Consider the following 19,173-nt stretch of genomic DNA (forward strand, 5'->3'; position numbering starts at 1 on the left):
CCACCATCGGACTACGCAGCGGGACGGCTGGGTCAGGCCACGAGCACGTTGGAGAACTGCCAGGGGTCGTCCGGCGGCTTCACGCCGAGGTAGTCGTCGAACGGGCCCGGGCCGGTCGCCTGGGGTGTCCAGTCGCTGCGCACCGAAGGGGTCGGTCCGAGATAGGGATCGGCGATCGCGAGGATCTCGCGGTGGTCGAGGTCGTCGGGCCGGCACAGTCCCCGCTCCGGGTGGCGCACGGCGGCGAACGCCGCCGCCAGTACCGAGGCCGCGACCTGCAGGGTGGTGGCGTTCTGCCCGCTCACCAACTCACGGGTCTCCTCAATGGACAGTTGCGACCCGGTCCACCACGCCCCGAGGTCATGGCCGAGCAGCAGCACGCCGAGCTCGTCGGCGCCGCTGATGATCTCGTCGGTCATGATCCGCTGGCGCTCCTGGAGCCGGAACCCCCGCATCCCGCACTCGTGCACCGACGCCAGCGCCGCGTCGGTGGGCAGGTAGGCGTAGTGCACGGTCGGACGGTAGATGACCGTCCCGTCGTCATCGGCGACCGCGAGATGGTCGCTGATCGTCACGGCCTCGCCGTGCCGGATCAACATCCCGTGTATCGGCCCCGATGACGGCACCCACGAACGCACCCAGGTGGCCATCCCCGGACGGGCGAGGCAGATCTGGTTGCCGATGCCGGATTCCGGGACCACCGCCGCCGGCGGCAGCTCACGCTCGTGGGTGCCCCACCCGAGTTCGGCGGGCGCGACACCTTCCTCGTAGAAGCCCTCGACCGACCAGGTGTTGACGAACTCCTCGGGTTCCTTGGGCAGCGAGCCGATCTGGGTGTCGCGCTCGGAGATGTGGATGGCCCGCGTGCCGGTCTCCATCGCCATCCGCGCGTGGTCGGCCTCGTCCAGCGCCCGCTCGATCCGGGCCCGCCGGTCCAGGTCCTCGACGCCCTCCTTGAGCATGGCCGTGGCGACGTCCTCGAGCCCGACCTTGGTCCAGTGGCTCACCAAACCCGGGTTGGCACCGTGCTCGATGATCGCGGTCGGACCGCGGTCACCCCAGCTTCGGCTCAGGCGCCGCAGCGCATGATGGCGGGCGAAGAGGGTCTTGTCGGCCGGGTGCCGGGCGTTCATGTCCGCGTAGGGATCCCATTGCTCGACCGAGGTGTCGACGTAGAGCACACCGTTGTCGTGGCACCAGCCGATGATGTCTTCGGCGCCGATGTTCCAGGTCAGGTTCAGCAGCAGGTCGCCAGGTCCGACCTGCTCGGCGAGGGTCGCGGCGAGGTTCTCGGGAGTCAGCTGCCGCTGGACGAACCGGCACCCGGCGGCGAGCGTGTCCGGGATCTGCGAGCGCCGGTCCTCCATGTCCAGCACGGTCAGCCGGTCGAAGGGCATGTCCAGATGAGCGAGCAGCAGCGGCTGCAGGCACTGGGAAACCGAGCCACAGCCGAGAACCAGCACTCGGCCGGGGACGGAAAGTCGTTCGGTCATGATGATTCGCCTCCGATGCAGTAGGTAGGCAACGGCGGGAACCCGTTGAACCCGATCGAGGAGTAGCTCGCGGTGTAGGCGCCCGCGCTGAGGAAGTCGACGCGGTCACCGATTTGAAGCTCTTTGGGCAACGCGTAGGCGGCGTCGCGGTAGATCACGTCGACGCTGTCGCAGGTCGGCCCGGCCAGGATCACCGGTTGCGTCGGCCCGCCGCGCTCGGTCTCGACCCGGTACAGGATCGCCTCGCCGTCGGTTTCGGCGAGCCCGCCGAAGCGACCCGCGTCCAGGTAGACCCAGCGGTCGGCACCGTCGAACGGTTCGCGCACCGAGACCACCTGGGTGCGCAGCACCCCGGCCTCGGCGCTGATCGAACGACCCGGCTCGGTCACGATTCGTGGCCGCTGCGGACCGGGGAACCACCGGTCGAGCGCCTGTGCGATCACCTTCCCGAACTGGCTGATCGGGAGAACGGGTTCGGCGTAGCGAGCGGGAAAGCCACCACCGAGGTTGAGCATCTCGAGTTCCACGTCGTTGGCGCGCAGCTTCGCGAACGCCTCGGACGCGGCGGCGATGTTGGGCTCCCACCGCGCCGGCTCGAGTTGCTGGGAGCCGACGTGGAAGGACAGTCCGCTGGGACGCAGGCCCAGCTGCGCCGCTCGGGTCATCAGCTCCACGGCGTACTCGAGTGAGCAGCCGAAGTTGTCGCCGAGGCGCCACCGCGCCCCGGTGCTCTCGCTGAGCAACCGGCAGTACACCGCCGCCCCGGGTGCCGCGTCGGCGATCTTGTCGAGTTCGCGCACGTTGTCGAACACGAACATCGACACTCCCCGCCGATGGGCGTAGGCGATGTCCGCGCTCTTCTTGATGGTGTTGCCGTAGGACAGTGAGCCGGCATCGGCTCCATTGGCCAGGCACAGGTCGATCTCGGCCCGGCTGGCGACGTCGAAGCAGGCCCCCAGTTTCACGAGAAGGGCGATCACCGCGGGATCCGGGCTCGCCTTGACCGCGTAGTACGGGGTCGCGAAAGGCAGCGCGGCCCGTTGTTCGTGGTAGCGCCGGGTCACCACGTCGAGGTCGAGCACCAGGCACGGGGTCGGCGGGTCGTTGTCGTGGAGCCACCGCGCGATGCGGGGGCTGAACGCGGCGACCGTCATCCCTCCACCCCCACTGTGGAGGGTGCCGCCGCGCGGTCCAGCTCCACGTCGAGCGCCAGGGTCAGGCAGCGGCAGCCGCCGCCTGCCTTGCCGAACTCGGAAACATCGCACACCGCGGGCTCGAAGCCGCGGCGCTCGAGTTCGCGGCCCAGCCGCGGTGAGCAGTGCGGCATCACCACGGTTTGCCCGGACACCACGGCGTTCGCGCAGAACGCCGCTGCTTCGTCCGGCGTGAGAACCACCGGGTCCTCGACGATCTCGGCCAGCGCGGCGCGACCGGTGGCGTTGAAGGCTTCCGGCACCACCATCGCAGTCCGCTCGTCGAGCGGACAGAACCCCAGATCGACGTGGTAGTAACGGGGATCGGGAAGTTCGAGCGCGGTCACGGTCCAGCCGTTGCGCGTCCGCAGGTCGTCATATGCCGACGCGGAGGACCGGCGGCCGTAGCCGGCCACGAGCCCACCGGCGAACGCCACCGCGTCACCCGCGCCCTCCTGCGGCGCGGCGGGAGGCCGCTCGACCGTCCAGCCCAGCTCCTCGAACCGGCTGCCGACGTGCTCGACCTCGGGAGCGCGCTCGGGCCTGCTCATCCGGGCCGGCGTGACCGTGGTGCCGTCGACGATGCCGGCGTTGGCCGTGAAAACCATGTCCGGCAACCCCGGCGCGGCGGGCACGGTCCGCACCTCGGTGCCCGCAGTCTCCAATGTGGACACAAGATCGTCCCACTGCCGCCACGCCCGGTCGAAGTCCACCCGCACGTCCGGGTCCATCCAGACGTTGATGGAATAGGTGACGTCGAAGTGCTCGGGCGAGCACATCAGAACGCGGCGGCCCCACGCGAGACCACCTTCTGTTACCTCCTCCGGTGCCTTGGGCACCTTCGGCGTCGTCGGTGTCATTCGCCTTCCTTTCCCGCTGATCCGGCGTGCGAGTACTCGGCGTCGTCAGTTCAGTACTCGAAGAGTTCCTTGTTGTGCGCCACGCGCGGTGGCCACGGGTTGTGGTACCGGGCGCACTCCTCGATGGGATGTCCGTGGAACAGCCCGTAGTTGACGTGGTCGGCCGGGAATTCCTCGGTGGTGATGTAGTCGAGGATCAGATACGGCCAGACCTCCGCGTCGACCTCCTCGTAGGACTCGTGCACCGTCCGCCGGTCGCTGGTGACGTCGGTGGGCACGAGGACGTCGGTGTGGTAGACGGCGGAGTAGCGGGTCGGGTCGAAGTTTTCCGGGATGTAGGGCGGTCGCTTGCGTTCGGGCACGTCGCGGTGGTCGTCGGTGGACTCGTTGTGCCAGCTCGCGCTGGGCATGTGCGGACAGCCGATGCCGCCGTTGCCGATCGACCGGAACGCCGTCTCGCGGACGAATTCGGTCGCGTCCTCGAACGAGTCCTGCAGCCCCCGCCTGGCCAGCGAGTTGGCGTAGTGACCCGGCGAGTTCATCGAGAACATCAGTCCACCGGGCAGGCGCCGATCGTGGTTGACCGTGCGGTGAGCGCCGGAGTAGAAGATGTTGCAGCCGGCCTTGAACAAGGTCAGCACCCCGTCGGAACGGCGGAACGGGACCGCTTCGGTGTAGATCACGTCGCACTCGATGGGCGCGTGTTCGACCAGGTAGAGATTCGACAGTTCGACGCAGACGTCGACGAGTTCCGGTCCTGGCCGGGCGTAGGCAAGGTGCCTGCTGTTGACCATGATCAGGAATCCGCTGCTCTCGCCGCGTTCGGCGCGATCCTTCCATTCTCGGCGCTCCTGCTGGATCTTCGCCGCGACGTGATCCCGTCCCGCGTCGAGATCGTCTTCGCCGATCCAGCACACGTTGACGCCGAGCCCCTTCGGCCCATCGGATCCCTGCATCGCCAGGCGGCCGAACAGGCACGGTTGCTTCTGCGCGAGCCACCTGCACAGCGCGGCACGCTTGTCCTTTTCGGACGCGTCCGGCGACAACAGCGTTTTGTTTGCCAACGCGATGTCCTCGCCGAGATCGACATCCGGGCTCATCTGCGGAAGCCGGGCAATCACATTTCGCAATGATTGTGTCGCCACCGGCGCTTCTCGCGTGCCGCCCAACGTCGCCATCAGGCTTGTCATTATGAATCCATCCTTTCGTTGCCTCGGTGTTCCATCGCCGTGGTGTTCCATCGGCGGACCCGTGGCCCCCATACCAGGTGAACACATCACTCGTGGACCCCGCAGCATGAATACGTCACCTGCTGACGTGCTTACGGGAGACAGTTTCTCGGCGATACCGCCAGTAGAGTGAGAACTGACAGCGACGAATGTGGTCACAGGGCATGACGATCCCTGCTTAATTGGCGCCACTTGACATGGTTTGGCATCGTGGAGGCGTGGTCTCTCCATAACCGATTTCAATCAGTATGCGGAGGAGCTTCGTCATGATCTCTGAGACCTCGCAGCGGGCTCAGGCCTATTACGAGGATGCTGAACTTCTGTACGTCAGCCTGTACGGGCCGAACTTCCACCACGGTTACTGGCCGTCTTCCGACGATGGAACGACCTACGAGCAGGCGCTGGACAATTTGACCGACCAGATCATCAACCGGGTCGGGGCGGGCCCGCGGGACCGGGTGCTCGACGTCGGCTGCGGCATCGGCGGACCGGCGATCCGGCTCGCCCGCGCGACGGGGGCGCAAGTGGTCGGTATCTCCAACGTGGCAACGCAAATCGAGCAGGCCAACGCCAGGGCGAGCGGCGAGAACATGGCCGAGCAGGTCAGTTTCGAGCAGGCCGACGCACTGGCGTTGCCGTTCCCCGACGATTCGTTCGACGCGGCCATCGCCATCGAATCGCTGATCCACATGGACCGCGACCCGGCGTTGCGTGAGATCGCCCGCGTCCTTCGCCCGGGCGGCGTGCTCACCGCCGCCGACTTCTGCCTCAACGCCGCCGTCACCCCCGAGCGCCAGAAGGTGATCGACGAGTACCGCGATCTTGATTCGCTCAGCCCGGTTCAGCCGTTCGACGATTTCCCGCCGATGCTCCGCCGCGCCGGCCTGGAGCCCGTCGAACTGCTCGACGCCAGCAGCCACGTCGAGAAGTCCGTCGAGATGTGGTGGAAGCGGACCGAAGCCGATCTCGAGAACCTGACGAACCGATACGGCAAGCAGGAACTGTCGGACTTCATCCGCCTTTTCGACGACGTCATCACCCACGGCGGACCCGAATACCTGATCTTCACCGCCCGCAAGCCCGCAGGCCGAGGTCCGGCGCAGCACCGACCATGACGGGCCCGGCGGGGTGAACTCGCACGAGCCGGCCGCTCCCGGCTCGCTCGAACTGGTGCGCCGGTTCGTGAACACCGGCGAATTCGAAGCCGGCGCGACTTCGGCCGCGGATTCGGAATCCGCCGCGCGGCTGCGGGAGTCATTGCGGAAAGCTATGGCTGCCAACAACAACGGCGCACCGATTGCGCCACACGCAAGGCGGGTCATCAACGAGACCGCCGAATGCGCACGGCTCACGATCGAACTCGACGACGAGGGTGGTTGGTCGCTGAAACCCCGCGCAACCGGGACGGCGGCTGCCTTGGGCAGCATCGTCGCCGAGATGGTCCGCGCGATGACGACTGATGAGTGGAGCAGACTCAAGGTGTGCGTCAACGACGCGTGCCGGCGGGCTTTCTACGATCAGTCACGGGCTCGGTCGCGTCGCTGGTGTTCGATGCGCACGTGCGGCAACCAGTCCAAGCAGAAGACCTGGCGCAGCCGCCGCTCGGCAGGAACGTAGCGAACCGGCTTTTGCGTCCACTGTGGATCCGCGTAGTCGCCGCCACCAGCGTCCGCGTTGGCCACGGTGGACACAAAGAGGCGAGGCATTGCGGGAGTGATACGCACAAGTCGGAACCCCACTACGCAGCCGCCGAGGCCGACGCCCGAGACGCCAAGCGAAACTCGAGGCGGCCGGACTGACTGACGAGTCACTCGATCCCGGGCACCGGTCAAGGCGCGCCGCCCGCCGAGGCGCAGGCCGATCCCTATCGTCGCGCTGGTCGAGGCCGAGGTGGACGGTGATCGCAGTTCGCCCGTGCTCGACGCGCTGGCGAAACGGCTCGCCGACGAGCCAACCGTGCCGGTTCCGGGCCCTCACCTGGCTCATGGAGACGATGAGCGCGGGTGCCCCGGCAGGCTCGCCGCGGGGATCGCCTACTACGGCAATCCCGACCGCACCGAGGTGCACGGCGCCTGGTGCCCACCGGACGAACGGCCACTCACTGATCCGGGCCGGTAACCGGTTGGCTCGACCGGATTCGAGGACACCTCCGCGGCGCACGCCGATGAGCAGAAATCCGGCTCCTGTCGGCACATATTGTTTTGTGCGCCAAGAAGATCACCGGGAGGTGGGCACACTGGTCCCGGTCAACAACGAGGAAAGCAAGGAAGCGGGCCCACGACGGCGAGCTGTCATCGACCGCCCGCATGTGTCCCATCTCCTCGTCCGCAGGAATCCGCGTCGAAAGGGCCACGACGTGAACGACGCCGGGTTAGGGTGACACCCGAGGCGCGAGTGTCACGGGGAGGGTTCATGGAGTCGACCGGGGCTGCCAAGCGGTTCACCGACAACAGCAAGTACCTCAACACCACGGTGCAGGAGTGAGCCCGAGCGCGGCTCGGCTTACCGACGTCAGGAGGGGACGATGGTTTCGTATGATCTCGCGATTCTGCGGGATGTCGCCGAGGCGGTCAGCCGGCTTGGGCGCGATCAGATCAAGATGAATGCCTATGTGGCTACTGTGGCGACTTTGCCCTTGCCGGCGGAGGGCTCGGCCGCGGAGAAGGCACTGTCGCGCCGGCCGGAGGTGATCTCGTACACCCAGGATCTTGTGCTCGCGATCGACCGGCAGTTGACCACGCTGGCGCAGAACCTTCGTGACACCGCCGATGCCTACGAGCGGGGCGAGGCCGAGAACGTAGTCAAGATCAACCGGTTCTGGGACGACCTAGGTGAGTCGCCGGCGCGCAAGCCCAGCGACCCTGGTGATTTTCCGAGGCTCGAGAAGCTGGATTTCGACGAGCCGTCGAAGGCTCTGACCGACCCGGTCGAACTCGTCGAACCGAGTTTGCTTCCGAACCAGGTGCTCGATCTCGTCGCGTTCGTCTCCGACATCCCGACCGAGGTCGCCGACTTCATCGAGATCTACTTCAAGTTCCTTATGGTCGTCTCACCCGGCGAGCAACCGGAGAACAACGAGTGGGCGAAGGCGGCAATGGGCCAATATGGCCCCATCTCGAAAGTCGGGAACGGCTACAGCCAGCTCGGCCGGGCGTACTTCGACTTGAGCAATCAGTTCGAGCACATCGGCTCCCAGCTCAAGCACGGCTGGACCGGCGACACCGCCGAGCTCGCCGCCGACTACTTCCTGGTGATATTGAGCTGGATTCGCACCGACATCGCCTATGGAATGGCCTTTCTCGGCGGTTGCTATGAGAACACGGCCGCCGCGCTGTACCGCAACGCCGCTCGCGCCGCAGACGCGATCGACGACTATCAGGACGTGCTCACGGACCTGGTCAAGGACTTCACGCTCGGCTTTGCGGAAGGGGTGACACCGAACTTGATCGTCTGGCGGACAGTTTCGAAGGCGGCAAAGGTCGTGGCGAAGAAGCTCCTCGTGGTCAACACGATCGCGAAGCTGCTGCAGTTGGCCGGCAATCTACTCGATGAAATCACCACCCAAACGCCGATCGACGGCGGCGTGCTCTACCCACCGAAGCGAGCCTGACATGGACGACAACACCGACCCGAACAGAGAACCGCACGGCTTCACCCTTGAGCCTGAACCCGGCGAGATCGAACCGGACGACGCCGGCCAGGAATCCGTCGCCGCCGTGCTGGCCGAGGGCCCGCTCACCATGGCCGGCCTGTACCGCCTGGCATCGGCAGCGGATCGAGCGCACATCGACGACGCGCTGGACGAACTCCTGCACACCCTCGACCGGATGCCAAGCAGCGTGAACGAACAGTGGCTCACCGAGGCACGCTACGACGCAGAAGACGACCAGCGCGCGCTCCGCGAGATCCGACGCGCGGAGGAGGAACAGGAGCGGAACAGCAGTCAGCCGCCACCCGAGGAAGACTGGAGCCAAGGCGACTGGACCTGGCTCTCAAACACCGATTTGTGACGTGGCGGCTTGCTGGTGGGCAGTGAGCCTCTGCGACTACGCCGTCCTCCACGAGGCGATGGCTCGCAACCCCGTACGAGCGCTCGGACGCATGCGCGGCCCAGCCCCACAGGGAGGAGGTCGTCGCGCTTGACGCCGAGCAGCGCACCGACCTTCTGGCCAAACTCGAGAAGCTGGCGGACGCCCGCGCGCTCGACTCCAAGGGCCGAAGCAACGTCATCCGCCGGACCAAAGATGCGTTCACCGAGTGTGGCTACGGCTGGATCACCAGCCACGTTTCCGCAAGACCGTCGCCACCGGGCTGGACGAGGCCGACCTGCTCACCGGAAGCCCTGGCCGGAGCATCGTGTGATGACGCACGCTCCGGGGGTGTACACAACAAAGCCCAGGCCTATGACCTGGGCATATGCTCCCCCGATTGGACTCGAACCAATAACCTGCCGGTTAACAGCCGGCTGCTCTGCCAATTGAGCTACAGGGGATTGCTGGCCCGACCGGATCGCTCCGGCCCGACATCAAGAACTCTAGACCATGCCCGCCCGGCCCGTGCAGCCACCCCCGCCCCTCCGTTCACGGCCCGCCGACGCGAGGTGGGGGACAATGGACAAGGAGCGAGCCAGAGGGAGGCGTACGACAGATGAAGAAGTTCCTGCTGGGCGCGGCGGTGGGCTACGTGCTCGGCGCGCGGGCCGGCCGCAGCCGGTACGAGCAGATCGTCCGCACCTACCGCAAGCTGGCCGACCACCCCGCCGTGCAGGGCGCGGCCGGGATCGCCAGGGCCAAGGTGGGCGAGAAGCTGCCATTCGGGGAACGCCCCGGCACCAACGGGCACCGAGCACGGGAGGCCCAGCACCAGGACGGCTAGCACCACCGCGCCGAATGTGGGCTGGCCCACGCACGCCCCAGGCGACGACGCATCGGAAGCCAAGAGCGGCCCCCACGGACGCCACGGCGGAAGCGCAGCGGAGCTGAAGGCGGGCTGGCCCACGCGCCCGCAGCCAGAACGCGGCAAGAGCCAAAGCCGACCACCATGCGCCACGGCGGACACGCGGCGGAACTGAAGGCGGGCTAGCCCACACACCCGGAGCAAAGACGCGGCGGCGGACAAAGCCTGGCCACCAAGGCGCGCCACGGCGGAGACGCGGCGAAACCGAGCGCGGAGCTACCCCACCCGCCAAGGCCGACACGCGGCAGAAGCCGAAATGGACTCCGCACACGCCACGGCGAAAGCGCGCCGGAGCCGGACGCGGACTGACCACGCACGCCTCAGCGAAGACACGGCCGAAGCCGAAGCCCCGCATGCCACGGCGGAACGCGGCAGAAGCCAAAGCCTCACACGCCGCGGCGGGACACGGGCAGGAGCCAAAGCCTCACACGCCGCGGCGGGACACGGGGCGGAAGCCAAGGGCTACCCCACCCGCGCCACCACGAAGACGCGGCGGAAGGGGAACCACGTGGTGCCATCCGCGTTCTGCGGGTAGGCATCCCGCAGCAGCGAGCCCAGCTCGTACCGGAAGCGCTCCCACTCCGCCTCGTCCAGCGCCGCCTTGATGGGGCGCAGCACGGTGCCGGTGATCCACTCCAGCACAGCGTCCTCCCCCGTCAGGCGCTGCACGTACGTCGTCTCCCAGGCGTCGACGGCGCAACCCCGCGACGCCAGTAGTTCCGCGTATTCCTGCGGCTCGCTCACCGCGTTCTCGTCGCGTACGTCCAGCGACCGCGACCACCGCGACGTCGCCACCAGCTTGCGCACCAGCGCGTGCGACGGCGCGCGGAAGTTCCCCGGCACCTGCATCGCCAGCCACGCTCCCGACGGCAGTGCGTCCACCCATCGGGTGAGCACGTCACGATGGGTGGGCACCCACTGCAGCACGGCATTCGTGACGATCACGTCGGTGTCCGCGGGCGGCTCCCACGACGTGACGTCCCGCAGTTCAGCGGAAACCCCGTTGGCCCGCGCCGCCTCGACCATGTCCGGGGAGCTGTCGAACGCCTCCACCACCGCGTCCGGCCAGCGCCTCCCCAGCTCGGGCGTCAGGTTCCCCGGACCACAACCGGCGTCGACCACCCGACGGGGCGAGGTGGCGCCCACGCGGGCCAACAGGTCGTAGAACGGGCGCGCGCGTTCGTCCTGGTAGTCGAGGTACTTCGCCGGATCCCACATACAGTACGACTGTACTGCTAGGCTTCCGGTTCCACCAGCTTCTTCGCCGCGTCCTCGGCGATGCTCGCCACCAGGTCCGCGTCCACCCCCGGATCGGCGCGGACCTGCAACACCGTGCCGTCCGTACCCGGCACCTTCCGGCGCAGGAACCACGCCACCCCACCCGGCAGTTCCTGCCGATGCCGCGCCCTGATCGAACCGTCGACGCGCTGGCGCACCATCGGCGGCAGCTTCCCCGGCGCTTCGACGCCGTACCGGACCGGCGCGCGGTCGGTCAGCAGCACCGCGCCGCCCGCCTGCCCGGTCTCGTCGGCCTCGGTGACGGTCAGCGTGCTCTCCCCCCACACCGCCTTGCTGATCAGGTGCCAGCCGATGCGGCGCTGTCCCCCATCCGAGGGCACCCACAACCCGAGCGGGGTGACCACGAGGTACCCGCCACCGGTCACCGGGGCGGTGGCCAGCGCGTCCTCACCCGCGGCCAGCTCGCCCGCGAAGTCCTCGGGCAGCCGGTCGCCGAACAGGCGCTTGAGCAAACCCATCAGTCCAGCCCGCCGACAGCCTGCTGCCGCAACGCTTTCCGGTACTCCTCCAGCGCCACCAGGTCACCGAACAACGCGCGGTAGTCGTCCGGGGCCTCCACCGGGGACAACCGGGTCAGCTTCGACTTGATCTCCTGGATCTGCCTGCCCACCAGGTTCTCCTGGATCGCGGCGAGCACGCTCGAGACGTACCGCGCGTCCGCCTCCTCCTTGGCGTGCATCGGTTCCACCGCCAGCTCGCCGAGCACCCGGCGCACCATCCCTTGTGGACAGTGCCGCGAGGCGGCTTCGAGCAGCGCGGGCCCCGCCATGCCACCGGCGGCCCCGCCCGCCTCGCGGATCGCCTTGCGGATGGCCAGGTACGCCGGGTGCGTGAACGCCTCGTCGGGCACCGCGTCGAACTCGGGACCGGCCAGCGCGGGCTCCTGCAGCGCCGCCTTGAGCGTCTCGCGCTGCACGGTGAGCCGCGGGTCGGTGGGGTTGGGCCGCGGCACGTCCTGCGGGTTCGACCCCGTCGCCGCGGGCCGGGCGGCGGGCGCCGCGCCCTTGCCACCGGCGACCGCGCGCACCCGCTTGACCACCGTCGACTCGTCCGGCCAGCCGACCCACCAGGCCAGCTTCGTGGCGTACCCGTCCCGCTTGGCGCGGTCCCTGATCTGCGCCACCATCGGCACCATCTTCTGCAGCGCGGCGACCTGCCCGTCCACCGACTCCAGGTCGTAGGACTTCAGCATGCTGCGGATGGCGAACTCGAACAGCGGGATCCGCCGCGCCACCAGGTCGCGGACCGCGGTGTCGCCCTTGGCCAGGCGCAGCTCGCACGGGTCCATGCCGTCCGGCGCCACCGCGATGTAGGTCTGCCCGGCGAAGGTCTGGTCGCCCTCGAACGCCTTGAGCGCGGCCTTCTGGCCCGCCTCGTCACCGTCGAAGGTGAAGATCACCTCGCCGCGGAAGGCGTCGTCGTCCATCAGCAGCCGGCGCAGCACCTTCATGTGGTCCTGGCCGAACGCGGTACCGCAGGTGGCCACCGCGGTCGGCACGCCGGCGGCGTGCATGGCCATCACGTCGGTGTAGCCCTCGACGATCACCACCTGGTGACGCCGCGAGATCTCCTTCTTCGCCATGTCCAGCCCGAAGAGCACCTCGGACTTCCGGTAGATCGGGCTGTCGCTGGAGTTCAGGTACTTGGCTTCGATGCGGTCGTCGTCGAACAGCCGCCGCGCGCCGAAGCCGACCACGTCGCCGCCGAGGTCCTTGATCGGCCACAGCAGCCGCCGGTGGAACCGGTCGATCGGCCCCTGCCTGCCCTCGCGCACCAGGCCCGACTTGATCAGCTCGGTCAGCTCGAACCCGCGCTTGAGCAGGTACTTGGTCAGCTTGTCCCAGCCGCTCGGCGCGTAACCGCAGCCGAAGGTCTTCGCCGCGACCGGGTCGAAGCCGCGTTCGTTGAGGAAGTCGCGCGCCATCCGGCCGTCCTCGGAGAGCAGCTGCTCGGCGTAGAACTCGGCGGCCGCCTTGTGCGCCTCGACCATGCGGGAGCGGGTGCCGCGGTCGCGCTGCACGCTCCCGCCGCCGCCCTCGTAGGTCAGCCGCAGGCCCACCCGGTCGGCGAGCCGCTCCACGGCCTCGACGAAGGTGAGCTTCTCCAGGTCGGTGAGGAACTTGATGACGTCGCCGCCGACCCCGCAGCCGAAGCAGTGGAAGGTGCCGTGCGTGGGGCGGACGTTGAACGACGGGGTCTTCTCGTCGTGGAACGGGCACAGCCCCTTGAGCGCGCCGCCACCGGCCCGCCGCAGCGCCACGTACTCGCCGACGACCTCATCGATCCGGTTGCGGTCACGCACTTCCGCGATGTCGCTTTCCCGGATCCGTCCCGCCACACTCCTACTCTAGTGCGCGCCCGGCCACGCTCATGGAGGGCATCGGATGAGGCAGACTCGGGGTATGGCCGTAACCGGGGATCTGCTGGCTGAGGAGTTCACCGCCCATCGCGCGCACCTGATCTCGGTGGCCTACCGGCTGACCGGGTCGGTGTCCGACGCCGAGGACGCGGTGCAGGAGGCGTGGCTGCGGCTGGCCGGGCTCACCGACGACCAGCGCGCCGCCATCCGCGACCCCCGTGGCTGGCTGACCACCGTGGTCGGGCGGCTCGGGCTGGACAGGCTGCGCTCGGCGACGGCCCGCCGCGAGCACTACGTCGGCCAGTGGCTGCCCGAGCCGATCGTGGCCGGGTTCGGCCCGCGGCCCGGTGAGGACCCGCTCGAGGTGGCCGTGCGCGACGACGGGGTGCGCATGGCCGCGATGGTGGTGCTCGACCGGCTCACCCCCGAGCAGCGGGTCGCGTTCGTGCTGCACGACGCCTTCTCGGTGCCGTTCGCCGAGATCGCCGAGATCCTCGGCTGCTCACCGGCCGCCGCGCGCCAGCACGCCTCGCGCGGGCGCCGGGCGGTGGCCGAGGCCGATCCGCCGCCACGGGCGTCGATGGCCGAGCAGCAGGCCGTGCTGGAGCGGCTGCTGGCCGCGCTCAGCTCGGGCGACGTGCGCGCGGTGGCCGAGGTGCTGCACCCCGACGTGGTGCTGATCGGCGACTCGGACGGCAAGGCCCGCACCACCCGCCAGATCATGGTCGGCGCGGACAAGATCACCCGCTTCTTCGTCGGGGTGTTCCGCAAGTACACCGACGACGCGGTGGCCGGGGCGCGTGCCTTGCTGGTCAACGGCGACCTCGGGCTCTACCTGCCGCCCGCGCCCGGTGACGAGGACCACGTCCCGCTGGACGCGCACGTGTCCACGCTGGTCATCCGCGACGGCCTGGTGGTGGCGATCTACGACCAGGCCAATCCGGCGAAGCTGGCGCACCTGCCGGAGTGAGTCACGTCACGAGCCGGGCACCGAGCCGATGGCCGGTGGTTGCGGCGGGTCGCCCGGCACGACCTGGCCGAGCGTGTCGGTCCAGTTCTCGCCCCACAGCCCGCTCTGCTGGATCTTGCCCAGCCAGTCGTTGATGAACTTCTTGAACGCCTCGTCCCCGTGCCGGATGCCGATGCCGTAGGCCTCTTCGGTGAACGGCTCGCTGACGATCTGGATCTTGTCGTTGAGCTGCGCCGTACCGGCCAGCAGCGTCATGTCGTGCACGTAGGCCACCGCGGTGCCGGCCTCGAGCGCCTGGATGCACTCGGTGGCCGCGCCGAAGGTGGTCACCTGCACCCCCGGCGCGCTCTGCCTGATCGCGTCCACGCTGGTGGTGCCGGACACCGCGACCACCTTCTTCCCGGCCAGGTCGGCCGGGGTGGAGATCTTGTTCTCCGTGCTCAGCGTGGCGATCGCCTGGCCGGAGACCAGGTACGGCCCGGCGAAGCTGATCTTCTCCGCGCGCTGCGGGGTGATGGTGTAGGTGCTGATCACCGCGTCGACCGTGCCGGTCTGCAGCACCGACTCGCGGGTCTCCGAGATCGACCGCACCACCTTCACGTTCGGCTCGCCGATGATGTACTTGGCCAGCAGCTTGCCGAGCGTGGCGTCGAAGCCGACGGTCTCGCCGGTGATCGGGTTGCGCTGGGACATCAGCGGCAGGTCCAGCTCACCGCCGACGAGCAGCTGCCCGCGCTCGCGGATGGCGGCGGCGGTCGGGCTGGCCGCGATCTCCTCGGCGGCGGCCACCGGGGCCCGGTCCAGCAGGCTCAGCGGGCCCGGCGGCGCCGCCGGGCCCGACGGCGAGCCGGTGCCGCACCCGGTCAGCACCAGCAGGCCCACCACACCGTTCCGCAGCCAGGACCTCGTTGTCACGGCGCGTTCCCCCGCTCGTTGTCACGAGCCCGGTACCGACCCGATCTGCGGCGGCGCCGGCGGCTGACCGGCGACGACGGTGCCCAGCGACTCCTTCCACAGCTCTTCCCAGATCCCGGACTGCACGATCTTGCCCAGCCAGTCGTTGACGAACTTCTTGAACTCGGTGTCCCCGCGCGGCAGGCCGATGCCGTAGGGCTCGCTGGTGAACGGCTCGCCGATGACGCGGATCTTGTCGTTGAGCCGGGCCGCCCCGGCCAGCACGGTCAGGTCGTGCACGTAGGCCACCGCCTGCCCGGCCTCCAGCGCCTGGATGCACTCGTTGGCCGTGCCGAAGGTGCGGACCTGCGCGTCCGGCGCCACCCGCTTGAGCGCGTCGACGCTGGTGGTGCCCGCGACCGCGACCACGGTCTTGCCGTCGAGATCGGCGGGCTTGGTGATGGACCGCTCGCGGCTGAGCGTGGCGATCGACTGGCCGGACATCAGGTACGGCCCGGCGAAGGCCACTTTCTGCGCGCGCTGCGGGGTGATCGTGTAAATGCGGATCACCGCGTCGACCGTACCGACCTGCAGCAGTGCTTCCCGCGTCTCCGGGGTCGCTTTCGCGATCTTGACCGAAGTTTCGCCGATGATGTATTTCGCGAGCAGCTTTGCCAGCGTCGCGTCAAAACCTTCGGTTTCGCCGGTAATCGAATTCCGCTCGGAAAGCAGCGGCAGATCGAGTTCGCTGCCGATGATCAACTGCCCGCGGGCGCGGATGGCCGCCGCGGTCGGGCTGGCGGCCAGCTCCGCCTCGGTGGCCACCGGTGCCCGGTCGAGCAGCCCACCGGGGCCCGGCGCGGGGCTCGCACCAGGGGAACCAGGGGTGTTCGGCCCACCACACGCGGTCAGCGCGAGAAGTCCGGCGACCGCGGTGGCCATCGCCAGCCACCGGCGGGCCGGGAACGCCCTCACCATGTTGCGCCACGCTCCATTCATCATCTCGCGGCCGTGCCGGAGCCCAACTCCAATAGCCACCGGCATCACTGACTGGCCCCCGAGACTTCCCAGCCGGAGCACTCAAAACCCGCTCGTGGCGCAACCATAACCACGCGGAACCACTAATTGTTAGCCCGAATTTTGGTGAGTGATAAACCAACTCTGCCAATGAATTGAACGATCTTGTCTTTGGCCCGCGTATGCCGGAGTGGGGCGGGCCGAACGGGCCACGACCGGCTTGCGGGTGCCCGCGCGGCACCCGCAATCGATCTTGTCCGGTGACGTTTCCGTGACCTGCCCGGCGATTAATCGGAAACTGCTTAACCGGCCGCCCGGCCGGTCTTCGTGACCTGCGGCACACGGCAGGCATCCCCCGAGGTGAAGCCCTGCTCGGTGATGTCCAGCGCGTTGTTCATCCGGGCACGCATGTTCTCCAGCCCGATCTGGTAGGTCAGCTCCAGCACGCCCTTGCGGCCGAACTCGGCTTCCAGCTCGGCCACCTGCTCGTCGGTCACCGTCACCGGGGTCGCGGTCATCGCGTCGGCGTAGGCCAGTGCGAGCCGCTCCTGGGGGCTGTACAGCGGCGAGTCGGCGTAGTCGTCGATCGCCTTGAGCCGGTCGATGTCGAGGCCCTCGTGCTTCTGCAGCATGGTGCCGAAGTCGATGCACCACGAGCAGCCCAGCCGCACCGCGGTGCGGTACACCGCCAGCTCGCGCACGTTGACCGGCAGCTCGGTCGACACCTTCTCGGCGAACATCTCGGTCACCAGCCCGGCGCGCAGCACGCGCGGGTTGTGCGCGCTGACCGCCATCGGCTCCGGCAGCGCGCCGAAGCGGCGGCGGGCGAACCGGGCGATGAGGCGCAGCACGAGCCCGCCGTCCTTGATGTCCACCGCGGGAATACGAGGCATGTCGCTCTCCTTCGTTCGTCGTTCTCACGAGGGGGACGAGACGACCTCGCCGGTTGTGACAACCCGCGGCGAGCAGGTGAGCGCGGCCACCATGGCCAGCGCCGCCGCGGCGAAGACCACGGTCAGTCCCGCCGCCTCGAAACCACCGGTGACCAGCAGCGCGAGCCAGCCGAGCAGGGTGGTCCCGGCGACCCCGCCCGCCTGCCTGGCGAAGGTGAACACGCCCATCGTGGCGCCCATCTCGGCCGGCGCGGCCCGGCCCTGCGCGAGCACGGTGTAGGCGGAGACCACGAGCATGAAGCTGCCGCCGGTGAGCACCAGCCCGACCGCCATCAGCGCGACCCCGCCGGTGTGCGCGGAAACCGCGAGCAGCGCGAGCCCGGCGGCGCCGGTGACGCAGCCCCAGCGGCCCCAGGCGGTCATCCGGGGCCAGCGGCGGGCCAGCACCGCGAAACAGCTCGAAACGAGCAGCGAGCCGCCCGTCATGGCCAGCAGGAGCAGCCCGGCCGCGCCCGGGTCGCCGCGCACGCCGAGTGCGATCACCAGCGAGATGTAGGTGAACGTGCCGTAGAGCGCGATCCCGGCGAGTGTGGTCGCCAGCACCGAGCGCACCACCACCGGGTCGGCGAAGATCCGGCGCGGGATCAGCGTCTGCGTCCTGGCGAAGGCGAATCCGGCGGCCACCGCGACCGCCGCCAGCACCGGTGTCCACAGTGGACTACGAGCCAGTTCGGGCACGGTGCCCAGCGCGGTCGCCGCCGTCCCGGCGACCACCAGCAGGGCCGACCCGCGCAGGTCGAGGCCGCCCGCCGGGCGCTCGGCGCGGCGGCCGGGCAGCCCGGCCAGGCCGAGCACCAGCGCGACGGCGGCGAGCGGGAGGTTGAACCAGAACAGCCAGCGCCAGCCGAAAACGTCCGCGACCAGTCCGCCGGCGGGTGGCCCGGCGAGCGAGGCGACCGCGCCGACGGCCACCTGCCAGCCCTGCCGCCGGATCAGCTCGGTCCGGTCGAACAGCTCGCCCAGCGCCGCCATCGCCCCGACGATCAGCCCACCGGCCCCGGCGCCCTGGACCGCGCGCCCGGCGACCAGCCAGCCGATGTCACCGGCGAGCGCGCACCACGCCGAACCCACCGTCAGTAGACCGAGGGCGAGCACAAATGCCGCCTTTCGCCCGTACAGGTCACCGAAGCGGCCGTGGATCGGCGTGGAAACGGTCGCGGTGAGCAAGGAGGCCGCGGTGATCCCGGCGACCGCGGGACCGGCGTCCAGCTCGCCCCCGATCAGCGGCAGCGCCGTCACCACCACGGTCAAATCCAGCTGTGCCAGCAACATTCCGAGCAGGACCCCGGCGAAGGCGAACGAGCGACTACTCTTGAATGCATGCATATCGCACACATTAACGCGTGCAATACGCACACATCAAGGGCATGGCAGGATGTCCGGCCATACCCGCATGGGTGATCTTGGTTCGACGAAAGGCTCGTGAGTTCCCAGGTGACCGAAAACGAGAAAGCCCGGCCCGCGCCGAACGGGGGCGGACCGGCGTTGTTCCGGTTGGTCAGGTTCTGGTCGCGCCGGTGGGCGCCCGAGGTGGTGGAACGCCTCTACGACGGCGCCCCGGAGACGTGGACGGTGCAGAACCTCTACGTGATCGACGCGATCCACAGCGCGGCGCAGGCGGATCCGGAAGTGACCGTGGCCGACGTGGCGCGCCAGCTCGGGCTGGACCGGTCGGTGGCGAGCCGGATGATCACCGACGCGGTGCGCGACGGGTTCGTGCTCCGCGAGACCTCCGGACAGGACGCCCGCCGCGCCCGGCTGTCGCTGTCGCCCGCGGCGGAGAAGTTCCTCGAGGCCACCCACGAGTACCAGCGCGCGGCCTTCGCCGAACTGGTCGCGCACTGGCCAGCCGAAGACCGGCGGCGCTTCGCCGGCTACCTGGGCAAGCTCGCCAGCGAGGTGCTCCGCCAGCCGGTCCCGGCGCCGCCGAGGCGGTGAAGCCGGGCGAGG

General features: G+C 69.0%; 19 protein-coding genes and 1 tRNA gene. 8 read left to right on the top strand and 12 right to left on the bottom strand.

Annotated features, from left to right (window positions below; all coding sequences use genetic code 11):
* Positions 1–32: 32 nt before the first annotated feature.
* Genes YIM_RS37750 through YIM_RS37765 form a run of 4 tightly spaced genes read right to left on the bottom strand, consistent with a single transcriptional unit; the run spans position 33 to position 4,646 of the window.
* Complete coding sequence (locus YIM_RS37750) at positions 33–1,493, bottom strand: saccharopine dehydrogenase C-terminal domain-containing protein (protein WP_153034932.1); 1,461 nt, start codon at positions 1,491–1,493, stop codon at positions 33–35.
* A complete protein-coding gene (locus YIM_RS37755) occupies positions 1,490–2,647 on the bottom strand; it encodes a type III PLP-dependent enzyme (protein ID WP_153034933.1) in 1,158 nt (385 codons plus the stop codon). The genes YIM_RS37750 and YIM_RS37755 overlap by 4 nt, the downstream gene beginning before the upstream one ends.
* Positions 2,644–3,546, bottom strand: coding sequence for a dimethylarginine dimethylaminohydrolase family protein (locus YIM_RS37760; protein ID WP_153034934.1), 903 nt, complete (start codon positions 3,544–3,546; stop codon positions 2,644–2,646). Before YIM_RS37760 ends, YIM_RS37755 begins: the two co-directional genes overlap by 4 nt.
* A 50-nt stretch (positions 3,547–3,596) precedes the next feature.
* Positions 3,597–4,646 (bottom strand): hypothetical protein, encoded by a 1,050-nt coding sequence (locus tag YIM_RS37765; RefSeq protein WP_153034935.1) that lies wholly within the window; start codon positions 4,644–4,646, stop codon positions 3,597–3,599.
* A 395-nt stretch (positions 4,647–5,041) separates the two neighbouring features.
* On the opposite strand from YIM_RS37765, the gene YIM_RS37770 reads away from it, so the two are divergent.
* The 5 genes from YIM_RS37770 to YIM_RS37790 all read left to right on the top strand — a co-directional run bounded on the left by YIM_RS37770 (position 5,042) and on the right by YIM_RS37790 (position 8,785).
* On the top strand, positions 5,042–5,890 hold the full coding sequence (locus YIM_RS37770) for a methyltransferase domain-containing protein (RefSeq protein ID WP_194239882.1): 849 nt from the start codon (positions 5,042–5,044) through the stop codon (positions 5,888–5,890).
* 13 nt (positions 5,891–5,903) lie between these two features.
* A complete protein-coding gene (locus YIM_RS37775; protein ID WP_153034937.1) occupies positions 5,904–6,392 on the top strand; it encodes a CGNR zinc finger domain-containing protein in 489 nt (162 codons plus the stop codon).
* A 273-nt stretch (positions 6,393–6,665) separates the two neighbouring features.
* The gene (locus YIM_RS37780) at positions 6,666–6,893 is read left to right on the top strand and encodes a hypothetical protein (protein ID WP_153034938.1); all 228 of its coding nucleotides are present in this window, start codon (positions 6,666–6,668) and stop codon (positions 6,891–6,893) included.
* A gap of 406 nt (positions 6,894–7,299) precedes the next feature.
* Positions 7,300–8,385, top strand: a complete 1,086-nt coding sequence (locus tag YIM_RS37785; RefSeq protein ID WP_153034939.1) for a hypothetical protein — start codon at positions 7,300–7,302, stop codon at positions 8,383–8,385.
* Between the two features lies 1 nt (position 8,386).
* The gene (locus tag YIM_RS37790; RefSeq protein WP_153034940.1) at positions 8,387–8,785 is read left to right on the top strand and encodes a hypothetical protein; all 399 of its coding nucleotides are present in this window, start codon (positions 8,387–8,389) and stop codon (positions 8,783–8,785) included.
* Positions 8,786–9,194: 409 nt separating this feature from the next.
* Here YIM_RS37790 and YIM_RS37795 read toward each other — a convergent pair.
* Positions 9,195–9,267 (bottom strand) — tRNA-Asn (locus YIM_RS37795).
* Between the two features lie 155 nt (positions 9,268–9,422).
* On the opposite strand from YIM_RS37795, the gene YIM_RS37800 reads away from it, so the two are divergent.
* A complete protein-coding gene (locus tag YIM_RS37800; RefSeq protein ID WP_153034941.1) occupies positions 9,423–9,650 on the top strand; it encodes a hypothetical protein in 228 nt (75 codons plus the stop codon).
* A 543-nt stretch (positions 9,651–10,193) separates the two neighbouring features.
* On the opposite strand, the gene YIM_RS37805 is transcribed toward YIM_RS37800, so the two are convergent.
* From YIM_RS37805 to dnaG, 3 genes are read right to left on the bottom strand one after another with little or no spacing between them, the layout of a single operon-like run.
* On the bottom strand, positions 10,194–10,949 hold the full coding sequence (locus YIM_RS37805) for a trans-aconitate 2-methyltransferase (protein WP_153034942.1): 756 nt from the start codon (positions 10,947–10,949) through the stop codon (positions 10,194–10,196).
* Between the two features lie 17 nt (positions 10,950–10,966).
* Entirely contained in the window at positions 10,967–11,488 is a 522-nt protein-coding gene (locus YIM_RS37810) for a hypothetical protein (protein WP_153034943.1), read from the bottom strand.
* Positions 11,488–13,368, bottom strand: a complete 1,881-nt coding sequence (dnaG, locus tag YIM_RS37815; RefSeq protein ID WP_153034944.1) for a DNA primase — start codon at positions 13,366–13,368, stop codon at positions 11,488–11,490. The genes YIM_RS37810 and dnaG overlap by 1 nt, the downstream gene beginning before the upstream one ends.
* Positions 13,369–13,432: 64 nt before the next feature.
* On the opposite strand from dnaG, the gene YIM_RS37820 reads away from it, so the two are divergent.
* Entirely contained in the window at positions 13,433–14,359 is a 927-nt protein-coding gene (locus YIM_RS37820; protein WP_153034945.1) for a sigma-70 family RNA polymerase sigma factor, read from the top strand.
* 6 nt (positions 14,360–14,365) lie between these two features.
* On the opposite strand, the gene YIM_RS37825 is transcribed toward YIM_RS37820, so the two are convergent.
* The 4 genes from YIM_RS37825 to YIM_RS37840 all read right to left on the bottom strand — a co-directional run bounded on the left by YIM_RS37825 (position 14,366) and on the right by YIM_RS37840 (position 18,549).
* Positions 14,366–15,274: a glutamate ABC transporter substrate-binding protein gene (locus tag YIM_RS37825; protein ID WP_228004277.1), complete on the bottom strand. Its 909-nt coding sequence runs from the start codon at positions 15,272–15,274 to the stop codon at positions 14,366–14,368.
* Between the two features lie 21 nt (positions 15,275–15,295).
* Positions 15,296–16,231, bottom strand: a complete 936-nt coding sequence (locus YIM_RS37830) for a transporter substrate-binding domain-containing protein (protein ID WP_228004278.1) — start codon at positions 16,229–16,231, stop codon at positions 15,296–15,298.
* A 341-nt stretch (positions 16,232–16,572) separates the two neighbouring features.
* The gene (locus YIM_RS37835) at positions 16,573–17,163 is read right to left on the bottom strand and encodes a carboxymuconolactone decarboxylase family protein (protein WP_153034946.1); all 591 of its coding nucleotides are present in this window, start codon (positions 17,161–17,163) and stop codon (positions 16,573–16,575) included.
* A 24-nt stretch (positions 17,164–17,187) separates the two neighbouring features.
* Complete coding sequence (locus tag YIM_RS37840) at positions 17,188–18,549, bottom strand: MFS transporter (protein ID WP_153034947.1); 1,362 nt, start codon at positions 18,547–18,549, stop codon at positions 17,188–17,190.
* Between the two features lie 108 nt (positions 18,550–18,657).
* Here YIM_RS37840 and YIM_RS37845 point away from each other — a divergent pair, with 108 nt between their 5' ends.
* Positions 18,658–19,161, top strand: a complete 504-nt coding sequence (locus YIM_RS37845) for a MarR family winged helix-turn-helix transcriptional regulator (RefSeq protein ID WP_153034948.1) — start codon at positions 18,658–18,660, stop codon at positions 19,159–19,161.
* Positions 19,162–19,173 lie beyond the last annotated feature (12 nt).

The sequence above is a fragment of the Amycolatopsis sp. YIM 10 genome, assembly GCF_009429145.1.
GTDB lineage: Bacteria > Actinomycetota > Actinomycetes > Mycobacteriales > Pseudonocardiaceae > Amycolatopsis.